The following is a 23,995-nucleotide window of genomic DNA, read 5'->3' as shown; positions in this document are numbered from 1 at the left end:
GACGACAACGCGCGCTGCAGGCGCCTAAAGGAATCGCATGGTACTGGATCGCAACTGGTATACCGAAGCAAGCGACGAGCTCGGCCTCGGGTTTTCGCTCAAGATCACAGGCAAGCTTCATGAAGAGCAGTCCGATTACCAGACCATTGCCGTCTACGAGACCGAAACCTTCGGCCGCCTGCTGACCATCGACGGCCTAGTCATGCTCACCGACCGCGATAATTTCGTCTATCACGAAATGATGACCCACCCGGCCCTGTTCGCCCACGGTGCGGTGAAGAACGCGGTGATCATCGGCGGTGGCGATTGCGGCACCCTGCGCGAAGTGCTCAAGCACGAGAGCGTGCAGCAGGTCACACAGATCGATATCGACGAGCGCGTGACCCGGATATCGGAAGAGTATTTTCCGGCCCTGTGTGATTCCAACGACGACCCGCGCGCCACGCTTGCCTTCGAGGACGGCGTCGCCTGGATGGCCAATGCGGCAGATGCCAGCGTCGATCTGATCATCATCGACAGCACCGATCCCATCGGCCCGGCCGAGGGCCTGTTCAACGAGGCCTTCTACCAGCAGTGCCACCGCGTACTCGCGGCCGACGGCGTGCTGGTCCAGCAGAGTGAATCGCCGCTGGTGCACAGCGAACTGATCGGCGAGATGCACGCCGGCCTGCAGCGCGCGGGCTTTGCCGATACGCATCTGCTGAGTTTCCCGCAACCCAGCTACCCCACCGGCTGGTGGTCGGCCACGCTTGCCGTTCGCGACGCGCGTGAGCTGCAGATGCCGGACAGCGCACCGGGCTTCGAGAGCTTCTACTACACGCCGGCCATCCATCGCGGCGCCTTTGCCCAGCCGGCGTTCATGCAGCGCATTCTCGGCGGTTAGCGCGCCCGGTCTCCGGGCCGGCCCGCTATTTGCCCGGGTCGGCGCCGGCGGCGAACGCCTTGTCGAAGGCTTTGGAGGTATAAAAGGCCTCCAGTCGGCGGCGGATGACGCCCTCGAGCAGGCCGCTTTCGGCGAGTCCGTCGATCACCGCCGGCGCCAGCACCTCGGCCTCCTGACGCAGCAGGTCGCGGTCCACGCCGACATGCTGCAGCAGCTCGGTGATCGGCTGGTCGCCGTATTCATCGAAAAACGACACCACGGCCTGATCCACCAGTTCGCCGACGTACTGTGTTTCGCGCAGTTCCTGCCAGACGCGCAGGCCGAAATCGACCAGCTTCTGTAGTTCGTCGCGGTCGATGACATCGTCGATGGACAGCGGTTTGGCATGAATCTGGGTCCAGATCTCGTCGGCGATTGCCCGGATACGGGTCTCGTCGAGCGACTCGAGCAACAGCTGCTCGCTGCGGGCCAGCGTCTTGGCGGTGTTGTTCTCGATATACCCGCGCACCCGTTTTTCCACCTGCGCTTCCAGACCCGGCAGGCGTTTGCTGACCGCGCTGGTCGAGCCCTTGATCAACGACGACACCCCCGGAATCGACTTGATCGCGCCGCTGTCGGCGAAGATGTAGTCCTTGATGCCCTGATAGAGCACGTCGGAGGCGAGCGCGGTATAGACCGGACTGTCGAGCAGACGCTTGATCAGGCGCGACCGCAACGCCTCGAGTTCGACGAACAGGCTCACGCCGTCCTCGAACAGGGCTTCGTCGACGACATCCTGTACGCGCGTGTCGTGGTTGACGTCGAGCCGGATCAGATGATCGGCGATATGACCGATCACCGCCGCCAGCCGGTCGGGCAGCGTCATGTCCAGCGCCAGACGCTCTGCGGCACCGCGCACGGTATCCACCGAAACGAGCCGGTGCAGCGGCGTATCCTTCGCCCACGCCCATATCGCGTCCACTTCGGCGCGTAGTCGCCTGGCGGCGCCCTTGCCTTGCCATTGCTCGATTTCGAAGGCGACGTGGGCTTCCAGAAGCGCGGCCGCCTGCGGGCCGGGCGTATTCGACTTTGTCATGCGTCAATGGGAACGTTGAGCGGATATCGCAGCTTACGCGTTAGCCCGGCATGAATCTATCGACGCCCGGACAGGCCGTATCCCGACCACTCGCGGCGGCTCGGAGTACCCGTGCGCTCAACCCCCGGCGCGGAATCGCAAGCGCAGGAACTCCGTAGTAGCCCGGATTGAGAGGGCCTCCCGCCGTACCTAGGTTAGCCGTTGATAACCAAGTCTGATCGCAAGGAGATCGCCATGAACGATGATCAATTCGAAGGCAAGTGGGATCGCATGAAGGGCACTGTGCGCGAGCACTGGGGCCGGTTGACCGACAACGATGTCGAAGAGGTCAAGGGCAAACGCGAGAACATGCTCGGCAAGATCCAGGAGAAATACGGCGACACCAAGGAAGCCGCCGAAGAGAAACTCGTCGAGTTCGAGCGCCGCTTCTAGATCCTTCGCTCGTATCTGCATGCGGCCGTCCCGATGGTCGGTCGCATGCATTCCAACGCGGTGGTTTTTCCTCGACCACGCAGACTATCCAGACAGGAAGCATCAGATATGTCGAACCAATGGATCGTCGTAAGCGACGCCGCCAGGGCACGACTCTTTTCACGTGACGCCGATCACCATCTGACGCTGGTCGAGACGCTCACCCATGAAGAAAGCCGGGCCCATGAGGGCGATCTACGCACCGGCGGCAAGGGCGAGGTGCAGGACAGTGGCGGCGCCGGCCGGCATCAGACCGACCCGCAGACCAGCACCTCGGAAAAACACGCGGATATCTTCGCCAAGCAGGTATGCGAGCGGCTCAAGGCCGGACTCAACGACAACGAGTACACGTCGCTGGTCGTGGTCGCCGACCCGTCGTTTCTCGGCTTGCTGCGCGACCAGTTGGACAAGCCGCTCGAACGCGCAATCCACAAGACGATCGACAAGAACTGGGCGCAGCATGATCAGCAACAGATCGAAAAACAGCTGCGGACCGCGATCAATCCGTCCTAGATCAAATCCGGCTATCCGGTCGCATTTTGTTGCATACTGAAATGGCACACGACGATGAGTGCTATTACGGATAGTCAGGCCAGCATCGCTCGCTTAACTTCAGGATACGGATCGTCGCAGTGCCTTAGATACACACTGGAGAAAAACATGCTGGGTTGGGCTGTCACATTCTTTATTGTCGCGATCATCGCGGCCCTGTTCGGCTTCGGCGGCATTGCCTCCGGCGCGGCGGGTATTGCGAAAATCCTGTTCTTCATTTTCCTTGTATTGTTCATTCTCGCGTTGGTCTCCAACGCCGTGCGTGGACGTGGCCCCAGACTCTAGTTCGGGCTGCGTATAGACAGGTCGATAAGCCTGTCGTGGCATCGCCGGTTTCCCCCTTTGCCGGCGATGCTTTTTTCTACCGCCGTACCGGGCCCCTAGAACGCCGGCATTTCGAGATGATGGCCGGCGCTGATCCATATACGGACCAGATGCGGCAGCGACTCGGCGCTCAGTTTCTGCATGATATGAACACGATGTGTTTCCACGGTGCGCGCGCTGATGCCCAGAGCGTTGGCCACCTGCTTGTTGGCGAAACCGTCCACGATCATGCTTAGAACCTGGCGTTCACGCGGCGTGAGCAATTCCACGAGCGCGGCGCAATGACGTGCTTCACGCTGCGCCAGTTCTTCCTTGTCCTGGATTTTATAAAGCGAGCGTATGCGTGCCAGCATCTGATCGGGCGCAAACGGCTTTTCGATGAAATCGATGGCGCCGCGGCGCATGGCGGTGACGGCATCGCCGATCTGGCCATAGGCACTCATCATGATGACATCGACATTCGACTGCTCGGCGATCAGACGCTGCTGAAGGGTCAGGCCGTCCATGCTCTCGAGCCGCAGGTCGATCAGCGCACAACCTTCACTACCGCCGCTCTGTTCGAGAAAGGTTTCGGCGCAGGCATAGCACCGTACGTCGTATCCTGCATCACCAAGCAGTGCCTTGAGCGACTCGCGCACGCTCGGATCGTCATCAATGACATGAACAGCAAATCCCATCAGCGGGGAACTCCTTCGAACATTGAAAGGGTCGCGAGCGCGTCATGGGCATCGTTTTAATGCACTCGACACGTTTTGGCAAGGCACGACATTTGATATGCGATGTGTAGCTGTAATACACAGTCGCCACGACCGGTATTCTTCCCATGAGCACATCTTCCGCGGAATCGGAAAAACGCATCGCCGAACTCCAGGAGCAGTTGCAGAACGAGCGCGCGATGCGGCGTCGGTCCGAGAGCAACGAACGCTGTTTTCGCGAACTGGCCGAACATATCCGCGAAGTCTTCTGGATGACCAATCCGCTGGGCGATCAATTAGTCTATATCAGCCCTGCCTACGAGCATATCTGGGGCCAGACCTGTCAAAGCCTCTACGACGACCCCGGGCGGCGTCTGGCCTGGGTCCACGAAGCCGACCGCCAGGCGGTACTCACCGCTTTCAAGCGTGACGCGATCCACGGCGAATACGATGAGGTTTTTCGTATCGAGCGGCCCGACGGCGAGATGCGCTGGATTCGTGATCGGGCGTTTCCCGTGTACGACGACAACGGCGAAATCTATCGACTGGCCGGATTTGCGCTCGACATCACCGAAAGCATCGAAAACAACGACCGCATCACCCGTCTGCATTCGACCATCGATACACGCAATCGCATGAGCGTATTCGCGGCACTGGGCACCGGCCTTGCGCACGACGTGAGCCAGCCGCTGACAGCGGCCCGGAACTTCATCGCCCAGGCGCGCATGAAGCTGGTGCCGGATAACGATGCGCCACGTGCGCCGCTCGAACGCGCAGATGCCGAAATCGAACGCGCCGCGTCAATCATTCGCCACCTGCGTGACTTTGCCCGCGAGGGCAAACCCACGCGCGATACGCTGTCGCTGCAGCCACTGATCGACGACGTCCATCAACTCATGGACTCGGCGCTGCGCGGCCGCAACATTCGTTATACAGGGCCGGATCCGCGACAGATCGAAGACCTCGAACTACCGGTGGATCGCGTCTTCGCCCAGCAGATTCTGCGCAATCTCGTCGCCAACGCCATCGACGCGTTCGACGACGACGACGGCTCCATACGCCATATCGGCGTCAGCGTGCGCACCGACGAACACGCCGATCATGTCGATATCGAAGTCTCGGACAACGGCCCCGGCGTGGCCGAAGACGGCATGGAATTGTTCGAGCCGTTCGTGACCACCAAGGACGACGGCCTGGGCCTGGGCCTGGCCGTGTGCCGCACGCTGGCGCGCAGCCACGGTGGCGAGCTGACCCTCAGCGATCGCGGCCGTCGCGGCAACGACTACGGGAACGAAGACACTCGAACCCGCTTCGTGCTGCGACTGCCCCGCAACTGATCGGCTATCGAGGCGGGTGCATCACCCGCATGAACACGGCCAGACCGAGCCCCCATGCGCCGTTGACGGCCAGGGCAACACCCACGCGGTGCATGCTCCAGGCATCGATCATCGCGGCCGTGTCCTGACCGTTCTTGAGCCAGGTCACCAGCGTCAATGCCACCAGGCTGGGGAAGATCGCGCCGAGGATGATCGCGCCCACGTAATAGCCCGCGGCCAGCGCCCGCCGGATCAGCAGCCACAGCACAATGCCCCATAGGCCACCGAACAGCGCGGCGGACACGACCTTGGGAATACCGAAGGGCGGCACCGGCGCCATATTCCACGGTGACGCGTCGATGACGCCGTAGAAATCGAAGGCCCAGACCAGCCCCTGGTGAAAGACAAGGACTGCCAGGAAGCCGGCAACGAATGCCTTGATGAACGCGAACATGAATACTCCTCGTTTAATACCTGCCGGTGATGGATGGCGCTTATTTACCGCGCGCCGTATCGGCGGTCTGGTTGAACAGGCGCTGACGGGCCGCTTCGCTCTTGGGCTGGCCGCCGCGCATGTCCTTGCCCAGATCCACGCCGCGCTGCACCGCCGGCCGCGCCTTCACCCGCGCGCGCCAAGCCGACACCGCCGGAAACTCCTCTAGCGGCTGGCCCATGGCCTTGGCAATGAGCACCCACGGCCAGTTGATGATATCGGCGATGCTGTATTGCTCGCCGACCAGATAATCGCGCCCCTGCAGACGCCGTTCGAGAACGCCGAGACAGCGATGATATTCACCGGTATAGCGCTTGTATGAATACGGATGCTCGCCCGGCGCATAGTTGACGAAATGACTCATCTGGCCGCCCATGGGCCCGAGATTGCCGACCTGCCAGAACAGCCATTCGTCGATCTCCTTGCGCAATCGGGGCTCCTTCGGCATGAATTGTCCGCATTTCTCCGCCAGATAGCGGATGATCGCGCCCGACTCGAAGATTGGGAGCGGTGCGTCGCCGTAGCCGGCGATCGGGTCATGATCGACGATCGCCGGCATGCGGTTGTTCGGGGAAATCGCCAGAAAAGCGGGCTCGAACTGGTCGCCGGCGTTGATATCCACCGGAATCAGGGTGTAATCCAGCCCGCATTCCTCGAGCATGATGGAGATTTTCCAGCCGTTGGGCGTGGGCCAGTAATAGAAATCGATCATGGCGTGTCCCTGTCATTGTCTGGATTGCCGGCCGCCGCGCCCGAGGCGATCAGGGCGGCGATCTCGTCGTGATCGTAGCCGTTCTCGGCCAATACCGCGGCGGTATCCGCACCCAGCGGCGGCGCCCCGCGATACACCACGTCGGGCATGGCCGAGAACCGCGCCGCTGGCCGCGCCTGGCGCAAGCGTCCGGCACCGGGATGGTCGTTTTCCACCAGGATCGCGTTGGCCGCGATCTGTTCGTCGTCGAGCAGGTCGCTGCGGGTGAGCACCGGCGCACAGGGCACGCCGTGTTCGGCCAGACGGGCCAGCCAATGCTCGGCGCTGTCCGTGGCCAGTTTTTCCTGGGTGAGTTCGAGACGCTCGTTTATATGGTCCTGCCGATCCGCCGGCGTCTTGAAGCGCGGGTCGTCGTTCCACTCGGGCGTATCCAGGGCGGCAATCAGGGCCTGCCATTCCTTGTCGCTCTGCACGGCGACGCTGATATGACCAGTCGTTGTCGCGTAGATCAGATCAATGAAACTCGCGGCCCTGGCCTGATCGAACTCGTCGCCGACGAACGTCTGGCTGTTCATGTCCGAATGCCAGAGAAAATCGATCACGGCGTCGAGCATGGATACCCGCACGTGCTGACCGGGCGCGCCGTTGGCGCGGGCCAGCAGCGCGGCCGTGATCGCCTGGGCGGCGACATAGCCGGTGAGCTTGTCCGGCACGATCGTCCGCACCAGCCGCGGGCGCGCCGCGTCGGAGCCGCCCTGAATACTGGCCAGACTCGACAACGCCTGCACCAGCGGATCGTAGACCGGATAGCCGGCATAGGGCCCGGCATCGCCGAAGCCGCTGATCGATACATAGACGATGTCGGGCGCGACCTGCCGGATGGCGTCCTCGCCGATGCCCATGCGCTCGGCCACGCCGGGGCGGAAATTCTGCACGAACACGTCGGCGCTCGCGCACAGGCGCATGAGCGCGGCCAGCGCGTCGGGCTGCTTCAGATCCAGAGCGACCGAGCGCTTGTTGCGGTTGTTGTTGAGGTAGCTGGCCGAGAACCCGTTACGGCGGTTCGACGCCAGACGGGTGTAATCACCGACACCCGGGCGCTCGATCTTGAGCACTTCGGCGCCCTGATCCGCCAGTTGCATGGTAGCCAGCGGCCCCGAGACCATGGCCGTGGTATCGATGACACTGTAGCCGGCAAGCGGTTGTTTCATTGCGCACAAGTAAAGTGGGTCGGCGCCCAAGTCTAGCGCCCTTTGCGCGGCCGAAAAACAGGCGTGACTTTCAAGTCGTGTCAGGCTTGGCGACAATACGCATCCCCGCGCCTCAAGGATTGCACATGAGCACCATCGGCACCCCCTATTCCGACACCGCCACCCGCGTCATGCTGCTGGGCAGCGGCGAGCTGGGCAAGGAAGTCGCCATCGAGTTGCAGCGGCTCGGCTGCGAAGCGATCGCCGTCGATCGGTATGAACACGCCCCGGCGATGCAGGTTGCCCACCACAGCCATGTCATCGACATGGGCGACGGCGCCGCGCTGCGTGCCCTGGTCGAAGCACAACGTCCTGCTCTGATCGTGCCCGAGATCGAAGCCATTGCCACGGCAACGCTGGTCGAACTCGAGGCCGAAGGCTTTACCGTGGTGCCGACCGCGCGCGCGGCACAGCTGACCATGGACCGCGAAGGCATCCGTCGGCTGGCCGCCGACGAACTGGGGCTGCCCACCTCGCCGTTCGCCTTCGCCAACAACAAGACCGAATACCGCGCGGCCATCGAGGCCATCGGCCTGCCCTGCGTGATCAAGCCGGTGATGTCGTCCTCGGGCAAGGGCCAGAGCACAGTCCGCGAGAGCGTCGATATCGATGCCGCCTGGACCTATTCGCAGGCCGGTGGTCGCGGGCATCGCGGCGGCAATTCGCCGGTTATTGTCGAAGGCTTCATCGATTTCGATTACGAAATCACGCTGCTGACGGTTCGCCATGTCCACGGCACGAGCTTCTGCGCGCCCATCGGTCATCGTCAGGTCGATGGTGACTATCGGGAGTCCTGGCAGCCGCAGGCGATGAGCGCCGCCGCGCTCGCCGAAGCCGAACGCCAGGCCCGCGCGATCACCGACGCTCTGGGCGGCCATGGATTGTTCGGGGTCGAGTTTTTCGTGGCCGGCAACAGGGTATGGTTTTCGGAGGTATCGCCGCGCCCGCACGATACCGGCCTGGTCACCCTGATCAGCCAGAATCTGTCCGAATTCGCCCTGCACGCCCGGGCGATCCTGGGCCTGCCGGTGCCGGAAATAGAACAGCGCGGGCCCTGCGCTTCGGCGGTCATCATGGGCGACGGCGACAGCCAATCGATGCGCTACAGCGGCATCGACAAGGCGCTGGCCCAACCCGGCACCGAACTGCGCCTGTTCGGCAAGCCCGAGATCCACGGCGGTCGCCGCCTCGGCGTCGCCCTGGCGCGCGACCACGACATCGACTCCGCGCGTGCCAGAGCCACCGCCAGCGCGGACTGCGTGACCATCGATTACTGAACCGCGACTTATCTGAAAACAGATCTGTTCATATACGGGAAAGCAGGCCGTGCATTATACTTTCGTCCAAGCCTTGCCGGGGGGCGTTCGTTGAAACGCACATGAAGCAAGGCTTTAATCAACCGATTTCCAGGAGTACGAAATGCAGAAGAAACTTACGACGATCCTGTTGGCCATGCTGCTCGGCATGGGCACCCTGACCCTGGCCGCCTGTGACAACGACGGCCCCGCCGAGAACGCTGGCGAGAAGATAGACAACGCCACCGACAACGCGCAGGACTCCATGGAAGACGCGGGCGACAAGATGGAAGACAAGATGGACGACGCCGGCGACAAGATGGAAGACGCGACGGACGGCAACAACTAAGACCGTCGATCTCGTTTGCGCCAGCCTGCGGGCCAGGCGTACAAGAAGCCCGTCGCCATCGCGACGGGCTTTTTTATTGGCCACAATCCGCTGCAACACCGGTTACAGGAGCAACGCATGCCGCAAGATACGAATACCCACGTGGCGCTGGTCACGGGCGCGGCTCAGGGCATCGGTCGCGCTATCGCGCGCCGGCTGGTGGACGACGGCTACCACGTCTGCTGCATCGACCGTGACAGCGCCGCGCTCGACGACATGAAAGCGACGCTGGGCGACGGCGTGCAAGAACGTTTGAGTCTGTTCCGCGTCGATGTCGGCAGCGAAAACGAAGTCGAAGCCTGTCTGAAGATGATCGCAACGACCTGGCAACGGCTCGATGTGCTGGTCAACAACGCCGGCATCGCCGATCCGTTCAACGGGCCGATCGAGTCACTGGCGCTGGCCGACTGGGAACGGGTGATTCGCGTCAACCTCACCGGCTATTTTCTGCTCGCCAAGCATGCGGTGCCGCTGCTGCGCGAAGTACGCGGGTGCATCGTCAACATGGCGTCGAGCCGCATGTTGCAGTCCGAGCCCGACACCGAAGCCTATGCCGCCAGCAAGGGCGGCATCGAGGCGTTGACCCATGCATTGTCGATCAGCCTTGGCCCGGACATCCGTGTGAACGGCGTCGCGCCCGGCTGGATCGATGTACGAGCAGAACAGAGCGACGCCGACACTCCGGCGCCCCTGCGTGATATCGATCACGCCCAGCATCCGGTCGGCCGGGTCGGCCACGGCGCGGATATTGCCGGCGCGGTGGCTTTTCTGTGCAGTGCCGACGCGGGCTTCATCACCGGTCAGACGCTGGTCGTCGACGGCGGCATGACCCGCAAGATGATCTACGAACACTGAAAAGGCCGCCCCCAACCGGAGGCGGCCTTTTTGCTACCGCTTGAGCGCGTCTACGCCGGCTGCGGAGCGCCGGCGCTACCCGACCCACGCAGAGATTTCGAACCCGGCATGGCACGCCCGGCCGTTTCCGGAATCATCATGATCGGGGCAATCGCCACCGCCGCCGCGAGCATCAGATAATAGGCCGGCACGAAGTTGTTACCCGTGGTCGAAATCAGCCAAGTGATCAGGAACGGTGCGGTGCCGCCGAACAATGACGTGGAAATATTGTAGGAAATCGCGAAACCACCGTAGCGGATCCGGGTCGGAAAGATCGCCGGCAAGGTCGAGGGCATGGTGCCCGCCAGCAACACGACCAAACCGCCGAGAATCGCCAGCCCGATAATCGTGGTCAGCAGGGTACCGACCGACAGCAGCCAGAAGGCCGGATACGACAGGACGATGAAGCCGATACAGGCGCCGATCAGCACCGGCTTGCGGCCCACCCGGTCAGACAGTTTGCCGACGAATCCGATCACGCACATCATCACCAGCATGGTGGCGACCAGGAACACCAGCGAACGCGACGCATCCATGTGCAACACTTCGGTGAGATAGCTGGGCAGATACGTCAGCACGGTGTAGTAGGCGACGTTGAGTATCAGCACGAGGCCGATGCACAGCATCATCAGACGCAGATTGTCGACCAGAATCGTGCGCAGGGGCGAATCCACCTCTTCCGCCTGTTCCTTCATCTCTTCGAAAGCCGGGCTGTCCTTGAGCTTGAGCCGCAGATAAAGACCGAAGACGCCCAGCGGGCCCGCGAGCAAGAACGGCAGCCGCCAGCCCCAGTCGCTGAACTGTTCGGCGGTCAGCAACAGCGAAATGCCCGTGACCAGCACCGCGCCGAGCGAATAGCCGGCCAGCGTGCCGAACTCCAGCCAACTGCCCATGAAGCCACGCCGGTCGTCCGGCGAGAACTCGCAGATGAAGGTGGCCGCGCCGCCGTACTCGCCACCGGTGGAGAAGCCCTGCACCAGCCGCGCGATAATCAACAGGATCGGCGCCCAGATACCGATGGTCTGGTAGCTGGGCAGGAAACCGACCACGAAGGTACCGGCCGACATCATGATGATGGTGGTGGCCAATACCTTGTTGCGGCCGATCTTGTCGCCCAGCGGCCCGAAGAAGAAACCACCCAGCGGTCTTACCACGAACGCAATCGCAAACACCGCGAACGACGCCAGCAACGAGGCGGTGCCGCTGTGCGAGGGGAAGAACACATGCCCGACCGTGCCGGCCATGTAGCTATAGACACCGAAATCGAACCACTCCAGCGCATTCCCCATTGCGGCGGCGCTGACGGCTCGTTTTACATCCGACTCGTCAACCACCTGGTCGTTGGATTGCGTTTGCTCCATCGCTGACTCGCTGTATTAGACAGGCTTTTGAAGCTAGCAGAGTCATAATCGCTGCACAAACCACATGAATCCGCCGCTGAGCCAGCGCCCTCGGCTTGCAACTCGTCCCTACGGCCTGTTCGGGTGATCGGTTATGCATGTATACACCGCTGTTCCATAAGCGGAAACCGGCACAGCGGGCCGCAATGTATTGCTATCGCACAAGCCAAAAACGACGCGTTTCGCCACGCCGAACTGCCGCCAGATCAGCGACGCGACCGGTGGGTAATCGTGACTGTCGCTGCGCGGCAGGTCGGCGTTCTGTTGTCCAACGCGTTTGCGAGGTATGGACGCCAGGCGCAGTATGGAGTGGACATAAGCCATAGATGCCGGTACCCGCGTCGACGGTTACACCTCGTATCGACGCCCGGATAAAACGGCACGAGGAGTTTCCATGCGCAGAAATATCCAGACGCCGATTTCGCTACGTGTGTTCGTGGGAATGCTCGTATTTCTGTTCGCGGCGACAACCGCCAACGCCGCCACGTTGCAGCAGATCAAGGACCGCGGCTTCATCAACATCGCGGTCGCCAATGAAATGCCCTACGGCTATCTTGCCGGCAAGGACGATGCCGAAGGTTTCGGCCCCAGCACTGCCCGGCAGGTCCTTGCCGACATGGGCATCAACGAGATTCACTGGTCGGCGGTCGAATTCGGCCAGCTGATTTCGGCCGTGAACAGCGGCCAGGTCGACATGGTGGCGGCATCCCAGGCCATCGAGCCCGAGCGCTGCAAACAGGTGCTTTTTTCACGGCCGAACACCAGCTACGGCGAGGGCCTGCTGGTACGCGCGGGCAATCCGAAAGACCTGCACAGCTATTCGGATATCGCTGACGACAAGCAGCTGCGCCTCGGCGTCGTCAAAGGCACCACCGAACAGCAATTCGCGCCCACCGCCGGCGTAGGCAACAAGCAACTGGTTGCGCTGGATGCCAACACCGATGCCGCCGAAGCACTGACCTCGAACCGAATCGACGCCTATGCCGGCACCCAGTTCTCCGTCGCCGATATCGCGGACAAGAACCGACGCGTCAGCGTCGCGCAACCATATCCCGAGAAACCCTTTGCCTGGAATCCGTTCACCGATCCGGTCGCCGGCGACCAGAAGCTGCGCAGCTGGGGCGCGTTCACGTTCGCCAAGAAAGATGCCGCGCTACGCGATGCGTTCGACCAGCATCTGCAGGCCTTCCAGCAGACCCGCCGCTGGCGCGACATTCTCGCGCGCTATGGTCTGGATGAACGATCGATCGACGCTATCGACAAGAAGACCACGGCCGAGTTGTGTGAGGACAGCGCCGCGGCAGAGTAACCATACGGTGAGCGCCGCAGAAACGATTGTGCGCAATACTTGTTATTAAGCCCGCACACCCGTACCTTGCAGATGTCGATCAATCAACAGGAGTGATCCATGCCGACACGTAAAGCGAATGCTCAATGGCAGGGCGATCTGAAATCCGGCAAAGGCAACATGGCGCTGGAAAGCGGTGCTTATGAAGGTCAGTTCTCTTTCAAGACACGTTTCGAGGACGGTACCGACACCAACCCCGAAGAACTCGTGGGCGCGGCCCACGCCGGCTGCTTTTCGATGCAGTTCTCTGCCATGCTGGCCGAAGCGGGCCATCCGCCCGATTCAATCAAGACCGAAGCCAGGGTGCATTTTGCGGTCGAGGACACGCCCACGATCGAACGCATCGAGTTGATCACCCGTGGCAAGGTGCCCGGCATCGACGAAGCCGAATTCAAGAAGACGGCCGACAAGGCCAAGGAAATGTGCCCCGTGTCGCGTCTCTACACGGGCGCCGAAATTACGCTGGATGCCACGCTGGAAAGCTAGCATCGGCCGATATCGGCTGGCTTGAAGTCGGGCATTTCTTGAATGCCCGGGCGCTTGCGAGTCCGGTTTCCACCTGCTGGGAACCGGATTTTTTTGTGCCTCTCCCAGACGACGCTTGCTTTACAGAGCCCAGGACAGCGGTCGTGCAAATGTCCGGCCTGTTCGACGCCAATCGGCAAGCGGGGCATGTTGAGTGAGCAGCAAATGGGCCATTGCCCGGTTTTGCGTTTCGTCGAGTCCTCTTACTCCGCGTCAATCCGCTTGAAAAATGCAATCGCGCACGCCGGAATCGTCGCCCGCTATCCGTGGGCCGCGTGCGAACGCCGACCCACTTGGCGAATTCGCTCATACGAAGCAATAAACAGCCCGAAAAACACGCATTTGCCGCCTCGGGCATTGTTTTTTTCTGGATCGTCGCAAGGTCTTGCAGTTCACTAATGACAAGCGAGCGAAAAAGAGACGCTATGCAAGCCAAACAAGACAACGTCGTCAGCATCCACTACGTACTGCGGGACACGGACGGCGAAATCATCGATCAGTCGGCCGAAGGTCAGCCGCTGAACTATCTTCACGGTCACGGCAACATCGTGCCCGGGCTGGAAAAAGCCATCGAGGGTCACGGCGAGGGCGACGAGGTGAAAGCCACCATCGAACCCGAGGAAGCCTACGGTCCGCATCGTGAAGATCTGATCCAGAAAGTCAGCAAGGATGCCTTTCAGGGAGTCGACGAGCTGGCCCCCGGCATGAGCTTTCGCGCCGAGTCCGACGCCGGTCCGATGATCGTCACCGTCAAGGAAGTCGAAGAGAACGAAGTCACCGTCGACGGCAATCACGTGCTGGCGGGGCAGACCCTGGACTTCACGGTCAACGTCGCCGCGGTGCGCGAAGCCAGCGCCGAGGAACTCGAGCACGGCCACGTGCACGACGGCTCGACGCACGAGTAGTCGCATGCGAGGGATAGTGACGGGCACCTGTGTGCCCGGCTGTCTCCTGACCCCGGCTCGACCCGGAGGGCCCTGCCCATGAGCGATCAACCCGTTCTCCTGATTACCGGCGCCTCCAGCGGCATCGGTGCGGCCTCTGCTCGACTCGCTGTCGAACAGGGCTATCGCGTGGTGCTCGCCGCGCGTTCGGTCGACAAGCTCGACGCACTGGTCCAGGCATTGGGCGGTAGCCGCCAGGCACTGGCCGTACGCTGCGATGTCACCGACAAGGAGTCGCAGCAGGCCATGGTCGCAGCGGCGCTCGCCCACTTCGGCCAGATCGACGCGGTCTTCGCCAATGCCGGTATCGGCGGCAAGCCGGGCGGCTTCTGCGGCGCCGACAGCGACGTCTGGAAAGACATGATCCTCACCAATGTCTATGGCGTGGGTCTGACCATCCAGGCGTGCGGCGATGCGCTCAAGCAAAGCCGTGGCCATCTGTTGATCACCGGCTCGGCCGCGGGTCGCGCAACGATTCCCGGATCGATGTACAGCGCGACCAAATGGGCCGTGTCGGCCATCGGTTACGGTGTGCGCGAGGAATTGCGTGGCACCGGTATCCGGGTCACGCTGATCGAACCGGGCATGGTGGACACACCGTTTTTCGACGAGCATCCCGAGCATGCGCTGAACGACGACGATATTGCACGCGCCGTATTGTTTTCGCTCTCGCAGCCGGCCGGTGTGGATGTCAACGAGATTCTGGTCCGGCCGACACCTCGAATCGACGACTGACCGATCAGCCACCTGATATGGAAAAACCCGGCCGCGGCCGGGTTTTTCATGTCTGCTCCCGACGTGAGGACTATTCGGCGAGCAGGAAGCTGGCAACCCAGCCCGTGCGGCCGTCCGGGAAACGCACCTGACTCCAGTCGTTGGCGCTGTCGATCACGTTGACCGGATCGTCCTGGCGGGCCTGGAACAGCACATCGGCGTTCGTGGTCGGGCGGGCCCGGATATTCACCACGCTGCCATCGATATGCATGGCCTTTTCCGGCGTCGGTTCGGCTGCGGGCGGCGTCTCGTCGTCGGTGGCGGCCGCCGCCATGTCCGCGACATCACCGCCGGTCGATGATGTATCCGACGCGGCGCTATCGGATTGCAGCGGCGCCGAGCTGCCGGCCAGCAGAAAGCCGGCCACCCAGCCGACCGTGTAGTCCTTGGGGAAGAGCACTTCGGCCCAGTCATCGCGTGTATCCAGTACCGTGACCTGGGTATTGCGATCGGCCTGCCGCAGGACACGCCCGCTGGTGCTCGGCTCGGAACGAATATTGACGTTGTCGCCGTCGATGCGCGAGCGCGGCAGATTCTGTGCAATCTGCGGCAGATTGGAGATGGCCGACTCGTTGCCTGCCTCGGCGGCGCGCGCCGCCCATAACGCGGCCTTGCCCAGATCCTGTGGCTTGCCCTGCCCGCGTACATACATGACCGCCAGATTGTTCTGTGCCGCGGGTTCACCGTGCTCGGCGGCACGCTCGAACCACTCCGCCGCCTTGGCCGCGTCGGCGGGCACGCCATGCCCTTCCTGATACATGATGCCGAGATTGTGCTCGGCCTTGGCGTAATTCTGCGCAGCCGCTTTTTCGTACCAGGATCGCGCGGCGGCGTAATTGCGCTCCACCCCGTACCCCTCGTCGTAGAGCACGCCCATGTTGTACTGCGCGTTGGCGTTGCCTTCCTCGGCCAAAGGCTTGGCGCTCTTGAGCACCTTGGCCGCCTCTTCACTGGTCGGCCGCTGCTGGGCAACCGCGACAAAGGACACGGCAGACAACGCCGCGGCCATCACGAAAGCACGTGCAATCGCTGTTTTTTTCATGCTAGATCCTTGCGTTGCGGCATACGGCTGCCGCGCTTGTCTCAACCCGAAAATGTCTATCCAAAATCCGCCGCCAGACTATCTGATCTGCCTCGGTCCTACAGCGCATCCATGTGGTGAGCCGCGGCGACGCCGTAGCGTACACGTGCCCAGACATACATGATGCCGCCGCCGACCATCCAGAGACCGAATATAAGCCATTCCACGGGCAGCAGTGCCGATGGACTGCCGGGCAGATACAGCAGTACGAGCGCGAACGACAGCACCGTGGCCACGATGCCGACGATCTTGCCCGCCGGCACCACGAACGGACGATTCATATCCGGCTCACGGTAGCGCAGCACCACGAACGAGGCGGCCACGAACAGATAGGCCAGCACGATGCCGAGACCGCCGGCGTCGACCAGCCAGACCATCGCGCTGCGCCCGAGAAACGGTGCGATCGACGTCACCACACCGATCAGGATGATTGCGTTCGCGGGTGTGTTGTAACGCGGATGCAGTTCGGCGAATACGCGCGGCAACATGTCGGCCTTGGCGAGCGCGTAGATCGCGCGTGACCCGCCGATATAGAACGCATTCCAGCTGGTGATGATACCGGCCATGCCGGCCAGCACCATGAGCTTGCCCGCCCAGTTGCTGGAAAATGCGGCGGCCATGGCATCGGGTACGGCGAGCGAATCGGGATCGATACCGTCGGCTCCGAGCACGTAGCCGGTACCGAAGATGATGGCCGCATACCAGGCCACCGCGAGCAGCACGGAAAACACCAGCAGGCGCCCGATCTCGCGATGCGGCAGATCGATTTCCTCGGCTGCCTGCGGAATCACGTCGAAACCCACGAACATGAACGGCACCATCACCAGAACGCTCAGAATGCCGCCGGCCACGGTGGCTTCACCGGTGAACAGCGGCTCGAGATTGGTACCGCTGCCGGTAAACAGGGCCCCGGTGATGAACATCAGCCCGACCACCACGATCAGCGCGGTCACCAGTTTCTGCAACAGTGCGGCGGTACGGATGCCGATGTAGTTGACCCACATCATGAACAACGAACCGAGTACGCCCACGGCAACCCAGGTCGCCTCCACGTTCCAGCCGGCGACCGTCCACAGATGGCCGACGCTGTATCCGGGAAAGATGTTTTCGACCACGGTCGGCAGTGCCACCGCCTCGAAGGACACGACCGTCATGTAGCCGAGCACGATCGCCCAGGTACAGACAAACGACGCCAGGTGGCCCAGGCCGCGATAGCTGTAGACATGCTCGCCGCCGGCCTGCGGCATGGCGGCCGCCAGTTCGGCATAGGTCAGCCCGACGAGGATGATGGCCACCCCGCCGATCAGAAACGCACTCACGGCGCCGAGGCTGCCGGCGGACAGAATCCAGGTGCCGGTGAGCACGATCCAGCCCCAGCCGATCATCGCCCCGAAGGCCAGTGCCAGAACATCCTTGCGCGCAAGCACGCGCACGAACCGCGCGGTTTCGGTGCCCGTCGTCATATCGCCGCCCCCCGGTATTAGACTCGGAATGAAAAAACCCGGCCAGATATCTGATTCAGCAACAAGCGTTTTCAAATCCTATCACTGTCATCGGCGGGCGTAACGAGCGACAAAAGTCTGAACCGCCTCGGCGGCCATCGCCTCGAGCCGGTCGGCGGATACCGACTGCCCCAGCAAGGCACGCAGGTGCAGGTCACCCCGTAATGTGCCCAGAAACTGGGCAGCGGCCAGTTCACAGTCATGGGCCTCGATCAGGCCGAGCTCACGCATGCGCTCGAAGTAATCGGCCACGCTGGCGAGCGTGAGGCCGGGGGCGGAGTCGTAGAAAATCGCGCCGAGTTCGGGGAAACGAGACACGTCGGCCAGCACCATGCGCAGCAGGGCCAGACTTTCGGGCGCGAACACCGCGTCAATAAAGGACGCCGCGATCCGTGCGAGCGCACGATCCAGCGGCAGTTCATCCACCTCGCATGCGATCGCCATGCGCGTGGTCACGCGCCGGCATTCGCGCCGGGTGGTCGCCGCAAACAACGCCTGCTTGTTGTTGTAATGCGCATACACGGTGACCTTGGACACGCCCGCCTCGGCCGCGATGGCATCCATGCTGGTCGCGCCAAAGCCGTGTTCGATGAACAGACGCTTGGCCGCATTCAGTATCAACTCGGCCTTGCCAGGCCTGGCATCCACGTCGTGATCACTCGCCTGGCTCATGCTCTCCCCTGGACGCAGCGGGCGCCTCGTGTGTATTTGACAATTACTGCTAGTTGCATCTACATTACCGCAACTGAACTGAACCGTACAGTTCAGTCCGTACCACTCGACCGCCACCCGCCATGACATCGCTCGTCAACGCTTTCTTTTTCGCCCGGCACGGCGCGGGCGCCCGTCGCGCGACGGCAGCGGCCGTGCTCGCGAGCGCGCTGTTGGTGCTGACGGGCTGCGCCGTGGGCCCCGACTTCCAGCGCCCCGCCGCGCCCGACGACGACGCCTACGCCGCCACCGACGCGACCATCGGTGATAGCGCCCCGAGCGCTCGCCTGTCGCAGCAGATGTTCGATCGTGCCGGCAAGGTGCGTGCCGACTGGTACCGGATATTCGGCTCCGCTCGGCTCGACGCCCTCATCCAGCAAGCCCTGGCCGACAGCCCCACGCTGGCCGCGGGCCGGGCACGTCTCGAGTCGGCGCGTGAGGCCGTCAATGCTCGCGAAGGCGCGCTGTTTCCGCAGATCGGCGCTACCGCGGGCGTATCGCGCCGACGCGCCAGCGGTATCGATCTGGGCATCGACGATCCGATGTTCATCAACGTGTTCAATCTGTATCAGGGCCGGATCAGCGCCAGCTACGACCTGGACATATTCGGCAAGACGCGCCGGCGGATCGAACAAAGCGCGGCCGAGCTGGATTTCACCCGTTACCGGGTACTCGATACCTACGTGACGCTGGTCAACAACATCGTCGCCACCGCCATCGCCGAGGCCGGCCTTAACGCGGCCATCGATGTCACCCGGAAGATTGCCGACAGCCAGCAGCACACGCTCGACATCGTCGCCAAACAAGTCCAGTACGGGACCGCCATCGACGCCGACGCCTCGCAGATTCGTACCCGACTGGCACGCACCCGCGCCTCATTGGAACCGTTGAAGAAACAGCGCGCGGTCGCCGTCAATCGGCTGGCGACGCTGGTGGGTGCTACGCCCGGCCATTTCCAGGACCCGCAGTTCTCGCTCGACGAACTGCAGCTGCCGGCATCGTTGCCGGTGAGCATACCCAGCGCCCTGGTACGCCAGCGCCCCGATATTCTGGCCGCCGAGAGCCTGGTACATGCGGCCAGCGCCCAGATCGGTGTGGCCACGGCCAACCTGCTGCCGGATTTCTCGATCGACGGCTATTACAGCCGTGAGGGCCTGACCCTGGGCGATCTGACCAACCCGATGAACGCACTCTACGAACTCGGCGCCTCCGTGAGCGCCCCGATCTTCGCCGGCGGGCGCCTGCGCGCCCAGAAACGCGCCGCGCAGGATGACTATGTTGCCGCCCTGGCCGATTACCGCGCCACCGCGCTGTCGGCGTTCGGCGAAGTGGCCAACAGTCTGCGCTCGCTCGAATCCGATGCCCGCGCGCTGCGCGATCAACAGATCGCGGTCGACGAGGCACGCAACAATCTCGATACCGTCCAGGCGCAGGTGAATAACGGCGCCGCCGACTACATCGGTCTGTATACCGCCGAACAGCAGTACCAGCAGACCCTGCTGGACGCGACCGATGCACGCGTCACCCGCTATCGCGACAGCGCCGATCTGTTCCGCGCGCTGGGCGGTGGCTGGTGGAACGCGGGCACTTCCCCGCTGGCAGACCCGGCACCGGCGCGCACCGCCGACGCCCGCAGCGAATAACCAGGATCTTTTTATGGCAGATTCACCCGCTTCGTCACCTGCTGCCGGCGAGCCGGCCGCCAAGCCCCGGAAGAACGGCCGCCGCAAGTGGTATCTGATTGGTCTGGCCGCGGTGTTCCTGATCATCGCGGTGGCCTACGGCCTGTACTATTTTCTGGTCGCCCAGTTCTACGCCGAGACCAACGACGCCTACGTGCACGGCAACCGCATCATGCTCACGCCGCAGCGCGCCGGCACGGTCACCGCCATTCACGCCGATGACACCGATCGCGTGCATGCCGGCGACACCGTCATCGAACTCGACGATACCGATGTCGACAATCGCCTGGTGCAGGCGAGCGCGGCTCTGGCCGCCGCCGTGCGCGACGTGCACCAGCTGTTCGCCCAGGCCGGCGAACAGGAAGCGACCATCAAGCTGCGCGAGACCGAGCTCGATCAGGCCCGCCGCGACTATCAGCGTGATTCGCGTCTGCTCAAGGTCCATGCCACCACCCAACAATCCTTCGAGCACAGCCGCTCGGCCTACAACCAGGCACAGTCGCAGCTCAACGCCGCGCGCTCGCGCCTGAACGAGATCAAGGCCCAGAAGGATGGCACCACCCTGCGCGATCATCCGCGGGTGCAGCAGGCAGCCAGCGCCCTGCGCGCGGCCTATCTCGACGTGCGCCGCAGCCGGGTGCCGGCGCCGGTGGGCGGCTATATCGCCCAGCGCGACGTGCAACTCGGCCAGAAGGTCGATCCGAGCAAGCCGATGCTGTCGATCGTGCCGGTCGACCAGGTCTGGATCAACGCCAATTTCAAGGAAACCCAGCTCGCCGCCATGCGTATCGGCCAGCCAGCCCGGGTAACCGCCGATTTCTACGGTGACGACGTGGTCTATCACGGCCATGTGGCGGGGCTGAGCCCGGGCACCGGCGCTGCCTTCGAACTGTTGCCACCTCAGAACGCCTCCGGCAACTGGATCAAGATCGTGCGCCGCCTGCCGGTACGCATCGTGCTGGATACCGACGATCTCGAGAAACACCCGCTGCGGCTGGGTCTGTCGATGGATGTGAGCGTGGATCTGCACGACACCAGCGGCAAGCAGCTGGCCGCCGAGGCCCCGAAGAAAGCCCGCTACCAGACCGATGTCTATCGCCAGCGCGAGGACGGCGCGCAGCGCATCATCGATCGGATCATCGCGGTCAACGACGGTGATCCCGACACCCAGCCGGAGGCCTCCAACGCCACCATCGGTCGTCTTTCGCCGCAGTCATGAGCGCAGCGCAAGGCGAGCAGGAGCGCCCGCCGCTATCGACGGGGGCGCTGGTACTGGTGACCCTGAGTCTGGCACTCGCGGTGTTCATGAACGTGCTCGACGTGTCGATCGCGAACGTGTCGATTCCCACGATCGCCGGCAATCTGGGCGTGTCCACCAGTCAGGGCACCTGGGTGATCACATCGTTCGCGGTGGCCAACGCCATCGCGGTGCCGGTGTCCGGCTGGATGGCCAAGCGCGTGGGCGAGGTGAAGCTGTTCATCTGGTGCACGGTGCTGTTCACGCTGTTCTCGTTCCTGTGCGGCATTTCGGGATCGTTCGTGATGCTGCTGGTGATGCGCGCCGCCCAGGGCGTGGTCGCGGGCCCGATGATTCCGCTGTCGCAGAGCCTGCTGCTGGTCAACTACCCGCCCGAGAAACGCGGGTTCGCCAACGGCATCTGGGGCATGACCGCGGTAGTCGGACCGGTCGCGGGGCCGATACTCGGCGGCTGGATCACCGACAACATCAGTTGGTCGTGGATCTTCTACATCAACGTGCCGGTGGGCATATTCGCCGCTGCCGGCACCTGGTTCGTTCTGCGCAACCGCGAGACCGAGACCGAACGCCTGCCGCTCGACCTGATCGGACTGGCGCTGCTGATCGTGGGCGTGGGCGCACTGCAGGTGATGCTCGACAAGGGCAACGACGAGGCCTGGTTCCAGTCCCAGTTCATCGTGATTCTGGCGGTCACGGCGACGGTATTCCTGTCGTTCTTCGTGGTCTGGGAACTCACCGACGACAATCCGGTCGTCGACCTCAAGCTGTTCGGGCGCCGCAACTTCACCGTCGCCACGCTGTGCGTGACCCTCGGCTTCATGACTTATTTTGCTGGCGTGGTCCTGCTGCCGCTGTGGCTGCAGAACGAGCAGGGCTATACCCCGACCTGGGCCGGTATCACCACCGCTTCGCTGGGGCTGATGGGCGCGATCTTCTCGCCCATCGTGGGCCGCCTGACCGACAAGATCGATATCCGCTTCATCGTCACCTTCGGCATGCTGCTGTTCGCGTTGTTGTCGTTTATCAAGGCCGATGCGAATACCGAAATCAGCTTCCAGCGCCTGTTCCTGACCCGCCTGCCCTGGGGCATCGGCCTGGCCTGTTTCTTCATTCCGCTGATCACGCTGTCGCTGAGCGGACTGCCCTCCAACAAGGTCGCCAGCGCATCCGGGCTGTTCAACTTCATGCGCCTGATCGCGCTGAGTTTCGGCACGTCACTGAGCGTGACCCTCTGGGATCGCCGTCAGGCCTATCATGACCATGTCCTGAGCACGCATACCGGCGCATCGGACGTTCTCACCCAGCAGTGGCTGACCCAGGCCCAGGCGCAGGGCATGAGCCAGCAGCAGTCCTACGGCGCGCTGGCCGAGGAGATATTGAAGCAGTCGTTCATGATCGGGCTCAACGAGATGTATTTCCTGGCCGGCTGCGTCTTCATCGGCTTGACGGTGCTGATCTGGTTTTCCCGACCCAACCAGTAGGCCGGCCTGGATGCAACGATCGATGTTTTGTTATAATATAACGGATCGTCAATCGTCACCGAGCGGCTCATTCCTCATCACTCCGCCAGCACGGGCCTGACCCGACCGGATCAGGCCCTCTACGCCACGTCCGCGGCCGTTGTCTTTGCCTGGTGTGCGCTCACCCTGCTCGCGCTGGCCCACGGACTGCTGGCGCTCGCCGGCCTGACCGCGCTCCAGGCCGCGGCGATGGGCCTCGGCGCCTGGCTCGCGGTACGTACCCAGTTGCGCCCGGCCACTGTCATCTACGATGCCCTGGCCGCGGGCGTGCTGCTCGCGAGTGCGGCTCTGTATGTCATCCCCAATGCGTTTGCCGGCCACCCGGCAAGCGGCGGCGCCGGCCTGGTTGGCGGGCTGATCGTCGGGCTGCTGCTGCATCGCGCTTCGGGGGCATCCTTGCACCGGTCGATGCTGAGCGCGCTGTGCCTGCACGCGTTGACCGCCGGGCTGGTGCTCGGTGTCGTGTATACGGCCATGCCGGCACTGGGACTCGCCCTTGCGCTGGCGATCGTGGCGCACAAGCTGCCGGCCGGATACGCGCTGGCGCGCGCCCTGCGCGATGACGGCCGTTCGAGTCTCGCCGTGGCCCTGCCCGCCTGCGCGGTGGGGCTGGCCAGCCTGCCGATCGCGCTCTGGCCTACTCGCCTCGTGCTGCCCCACGGTCTTCTGTTCGGACTGGCAAGCGGCCTGTTTCTGGCCGTTGGCGCTGTCTATCTCGCTCACCTACCCTGGTCGTCGCGAGCCGGATCATTCGGGCGCGGACGTGCATTGGCGGCGGCGGGCGCGGGAGCCGCGCTGGTGGTCACGCTCGACGTCGTCGTCCATGTCTTTCACTGAATATGACGAAACTTTTACCGCCAGGGTCGTGTCCAACGCACTTTGGCGGTCCGCCGGATTTTTTG

At 63.0% G+C, this 23,995-nt stretch carries 25 protein-coding genes; 16 read left to right on the top strand and 9 right to left on the bottom strand.

Annotated elements, in window-relative coordinates; translation table 11 throughout:
* Positions 1–37: 37 nt before the first annotated feature.
* The gene (gene speE / locus ACFOSU_RS19805; RefSeq protein ID WP_380691717.1) at positions 38–883 is read left to right on the top strand and encodes a polyamine aminopropyltransferase; all 846 of its coding nucleotides are present in this window, start codon (positions 38–40) and stop codon (positions 881–883) included.
* A gap of 25 nt (positions 884–908) precedes the next feature.
* On the opposite strand, the gene ACFOSU_RS19800 is transcribed toward speE, so the two are convergent.
* The gene (locus tag ACFOSU_RS19800; RefSeq protein WP_380691716.1) at positions 909–1,958 is read right to left on the bottom strand and encodes a hypothetical protein; all 1,050 of its coding nucleotides are present in this window, start codon (positions 1,956–1,958) and stop codon (positions 909–911) included.
* 234 nt (positions 1,959–2,192) lie between these two features.
* Between ACFOSU_RS19800 and ACFOSU_RS19795 the strand changes: the two genes are divergently transcribed.
* The 3 genes from ACFOSU_RS19795 (at position 2,193) to ACFOSU_RS19785 (ending at position 3,266) form a co-directional block, all read left to right on the top strand.
* On the top strand, positions 2,193–2,390 hold the full coding sequence (locus ACFOSU_RS19795) for a CsbD family protein (protein ID WP_380691715.1): 198 nt from the start codon (positions 2,193–2,195) through the stop codon (positions 2,388–2,390).
* A gap of 108 nt (positions 2,391–2,498) precedes the next feature.
* A complete protein-coding gene (locus tag ACFOSU_RS19790; protein WP_380691714.1) occupies positions 2,499–2,942 on the top strand; it encodes a host attachment protein in 444 nt (147 codons plus the stop codon).
* A 147-nt stretch (positions 2,943–3,089) separates the two neighbouring features.
* Positions 3,090–3,266, top strand: coding sequence for a DUF1328 domain-containing protein (locus ACFOSU_RS19785; RefSeq protein WP_380691712.1), 177 nt, complete (start codon positions 3,090–3,092; stop codon positions 3,264–3,266).
* A 95-nt stretch (positions 3,267–3,361) separates the two neighbouring features.
* Here the strand turns inward: ACFOSU_RS19785 and ACFOSU_RS19780 are convergent, their stop codons facing one another.
* A complete protein-coding gene (locus ACFOSU_RS19780) occupies positions 3,362–3,982 on the bottom strand; it encodes a response regulator transcription factor (protein WP_380691710.1) in 621 nt (206 codons plus the stop codon).
* A 146-nt stretch (positions 3,983–4,128) separates the two neighbouring features.
* On the opposite strand from ACFOSU_RS19780, the gene ACFOSU_RS19775 reads away from it, so the two are divergent.
* On the top strand, positions 4,129–5,337 hold the full coding sequence (locus ACFOSU_RS19775) for a sensor histidine kinase (RefSeq protein WP_380691709.1): 1,209 nt from the start codon (positions 4,129–4,131) through the stop codon (positions 5,335–5,337).
* Positions 5,338–5,341: 4 nt separating this feature from the next.
* Here the strand turns inward: ACFOSU_RS19775 and ACFOSU_RS19770 are convergent, their stop codons facing one another.
* The 3 genes from ACFOSU_RS19770 to ACFOSU_RS19760 are packed head-to-tail and all read right to left on the bottom strand — an operon-like array spanning position 5,342 to position 7,732.
* Positions 5,342–5,770, bottom strand: coding sequence for a hypothetical protein (locus ACFOSU_RS19770; protein WP_380691708.1), 429 nt, complete (start codon positions 5,768–5,770; stop codon positions 5,342–5,344).
* Between the two features lie 40 nt (positions 5,771–5,810).
* Positions 5,811–6,521, bottom strand: a complete 711-nt coding sequence (locus ACFOSU_RS19765) for a glutathione S-transferase family protein (RefSeq protein ID WP_380691707.1) — start codon at positions 6,519–6,521, stop codon at positions 5,811–5,813.
* Entirely contained in the window at positions 6,518–7,732 is a 1,215-nt protein-coding gene (locus tag ACFOSU_RS19760) for a CaiB/BaiF CoA transferase family protein (protein WP_380691705.1), read from the bottom strand. Before ACFOSU_RS19760 ends, ACFOSU_RS19765 begins: the two co-directional genes overlap by 4 nt.
* A 125-nt stretch (positions 7,733–7,857) precedes the next feature.
* Between ACFOSU_RS19760 and purT the strand changes: the two genes are divergently transcribed.
* The 3 genes from purT to ACFOSU_RS19745 all read left to right on the top strand — a co-directional run bounded on the left by purT (position 7,858) and on the right by ACFOSU_RS19745 (position 10,309).
* Entirely contained in the window at positions 7,858–9,048 is a 1,191-nt protein-coding gene (gene purT, locus ACFOSU_RS19755; RefSeq protein ID WP_380691704.1) for a formate-dependent phosphoribosylglycinamide formyltransferase, read from the top strand.
* A 142-nt stretch (positions 9,049–9,190) separates the two neighbouring features.
* Positions 9,191–9,415 carry a hypothetical protein gene (locus ACFOSU_RS19750; protein WP_380691703.1) on the top strand — a complete coding sequence of 75 codons (225 nt, stop codon included), beginning with the start codon at positions 9,191–9,193 and terminating at the stop codon, positions 9,413–9,415.
* A 117-nt stretch (positions 9,416–9,532) separates the two neighbouring features.
* On the top strand, positions 9,533–10,309 hold the full coding sequence (locus ACFOSU_RS19745) for an SDR family oxidoreductase (protein WP_380691702.1): 777 nt from the start codon (positions 9,533–9,535) through the stop codon (positions 10,307–10,309).
* A gap of 50 nt (positions 10,310–10,359) precedes the next feature.
* On the opposite strand, the gene ACFOSU_RS19740 is transcribed toward ACFOSU_RS19745, so the two are convergent.
* Positions 10,360–11,709, bottom strand: coding sequence for an MFS transporter (locus ACFOSU_RS19740; RefSeq protein ID WP_380691701.1), 1,350 nt, complete (start codon positions 11,707–11,709; stop codon positions 10,360–10,362).
* 433 nt (positions 11,710–12,142) lie between these two features.
* On the opposite strand from ACFOSU_RS19740, the gene ehuB reads away from it, so the two are divergent.
* From ehuB to ACFOSU_RS19720, 4 genes are all read left to right on the top strand, one after another.
* Positions 12,143–13,057, top strand: coding sequence for an ectoine/hydroxyectoine ABC transporter substrate-binding protein EhuB (ehuB, locus tag ACFOSU_RS19735; RefSeq protein ID WP_380691700.1), 915 nt, complete (start codon positions 12,143–12,145; stop codon positions 13,055–13,057).
* 99 nt (positions 13,058–13,156) lie between these two features.
* Entirely contained in the window at positions 13,157–13,582 is a 426-nt protein-coding gene (locus tag ACFOSU_RS19730; RefSeq protein WP_380691698.1) for an OsmC family protein, read from the top strand.
* 464 nt (positions 13,583–14,046) lie between these two features.
* Positions 14,047–14,526, top strand: coding sequence for a peptidylprolyl isomerase (gene slyD, locus ACFOSU_RS19725; protein WP_380691697.1), 480 nt, complete (start codon positions 14,047–14,049; stop codon positions 14,524–14,526).
* 78 nt (positions 14,527–14,604) lie between these two features.
* Positions 14,605–15,300 carry an SDR family oxidoreductase gene (locus tag ACFOSU_RS19720; protein WP_380691695.1) on the top strand — a complete coding sequence of 232 codons (696 nt, stop codon included), beginning with the start codon at positions 14,605–14,607 and terminating at the stop codon, positions 15,298–15,300.
* Positions 15,301–15,370: 70 nt separating this feature from the next.
* Here ACFOSU_RS19720 and ACFOSU_RS19715 read toward each other — a convergent pair whose 3' ends face one another.
* The 3 genes from ACFOSU_RS19715 to ACFOSU_RS19705 form a co-directional block, all read right to left on the bottom strand.
* Entirely contained in the window at positions 15,371–16,381 is a 1,011-nt protein-coding gene (locus tag ACFOSU_RS19715; RefSeq protein WP_380691694.1) for an SH3 domain-containing protein, read from the bottom strand.
* A gap of 98 nt (positions 16,382–16,479) precedes the next feature.
* A complete protein-coding gene (locus tag ACFOSU_RS19710; protein WP_380691693.1) occupies positions 16,480–17,883 on the bottom strand; it encodes an APC family permease in 1,404 nt (467 codons plus the stop codon).
* Positions 17,884–17,970: 87 nt separating this feature from the next.
* Positions 17,971–18,594 (bottom strand): TetR/AcrR family transcriptional regulator, encoded by a 624-nt coding sequence (locus tag ACFOSU_RS19705; protein ID WP_380691692.1) that lies wholly within the window; start codon positions 18,592–18,594, stop codon positions 17,971–17,973.
* Between the two features lie 122 nt (positions 18,595–18,716).
* On the opposite strand from ACFOSU_RS19705, the gene ACFOSU_RS19700 reads away from it, so the two are divergent.
* The 4 genes from ACFOSU_RS19700 to ACFOSU_RS19685 all read left to right on the top strand — a co-directional run bounded on the left by ACFOSU_RS19700 (position 18,717) and on the right by ACFOSU_RS19685 (position 23,930).
* Positions 18,717–20,276 carry an efflux transporter outer membrane subunit gene (locus tag ACFOSU_RS19700; protein ID WP_380691691.1) on the top strand — a complete coding sequence of 520 codons (1,560 nt, stop codon included), beginning with the start codon at positions 18,717–18,719 and terminating at the stop codon, positions 20,274–20,276.
* A 13-nt stretch (positions 20,277–20,289) separates the two neighbouring features.
* Positions 20,290–21,534 carry an HlyD family secretion protein gene (locus ACFOSU_RS19695; protein ID WP_380691690.1) on the top strand — a complete coding sequence of 415 codons (1,245 nt, stop codon included), beginning with the start codon at positions 20,290–20,292 and terminating at the stop codon, positions 21,532–21,534.
* Positions 21,531–23,054 carry a DHA2 family efflux MFS transporter permease subunit gene (locus tag ACFOSU_RS19690; protein ID WP_380691689.1) on the top strand — a complete coding sequence of 508 codons (1,524 nt, stop codon included), beginning with the start codon at positions 21,531–21,533 and terminating at the stop codon, positions 23,052–23,054. The genes ACFOSU_RS19695 and ACFOSU_RS19690 overlap by 4 nt, the downstream gene beginning before the upstream one ends.
* A gap of 228 nt (positions 23,055–23,282) precedes the next feature.
* Entirely contained in the window at positions 23,283–23,930 is a 648-nt protein-coding gene (locus ACFOSU_RS19685; protein ID WP_380691687.1) for a hypothetical protein, read from the top strand.
* The last annotated feature ends 65 nt before the right edge of the window (positions 23,931–23,995 follow it).

The sequence above is a fragment of the Salinisphaera aquimarina genome (genome assembly GCF_042643355.1).
Lineage (GTDB): Bacteria > Pseudomonadota > Gammaproteobacteria > Nevskiales > Salinisphaeraceae > Salinisphaera > Salinisphaera aquimarina.
Note: the sequence above shows the minus strand (reverse complement) of the source record. Positions and strands in the feature narration are given on the sequence as shown.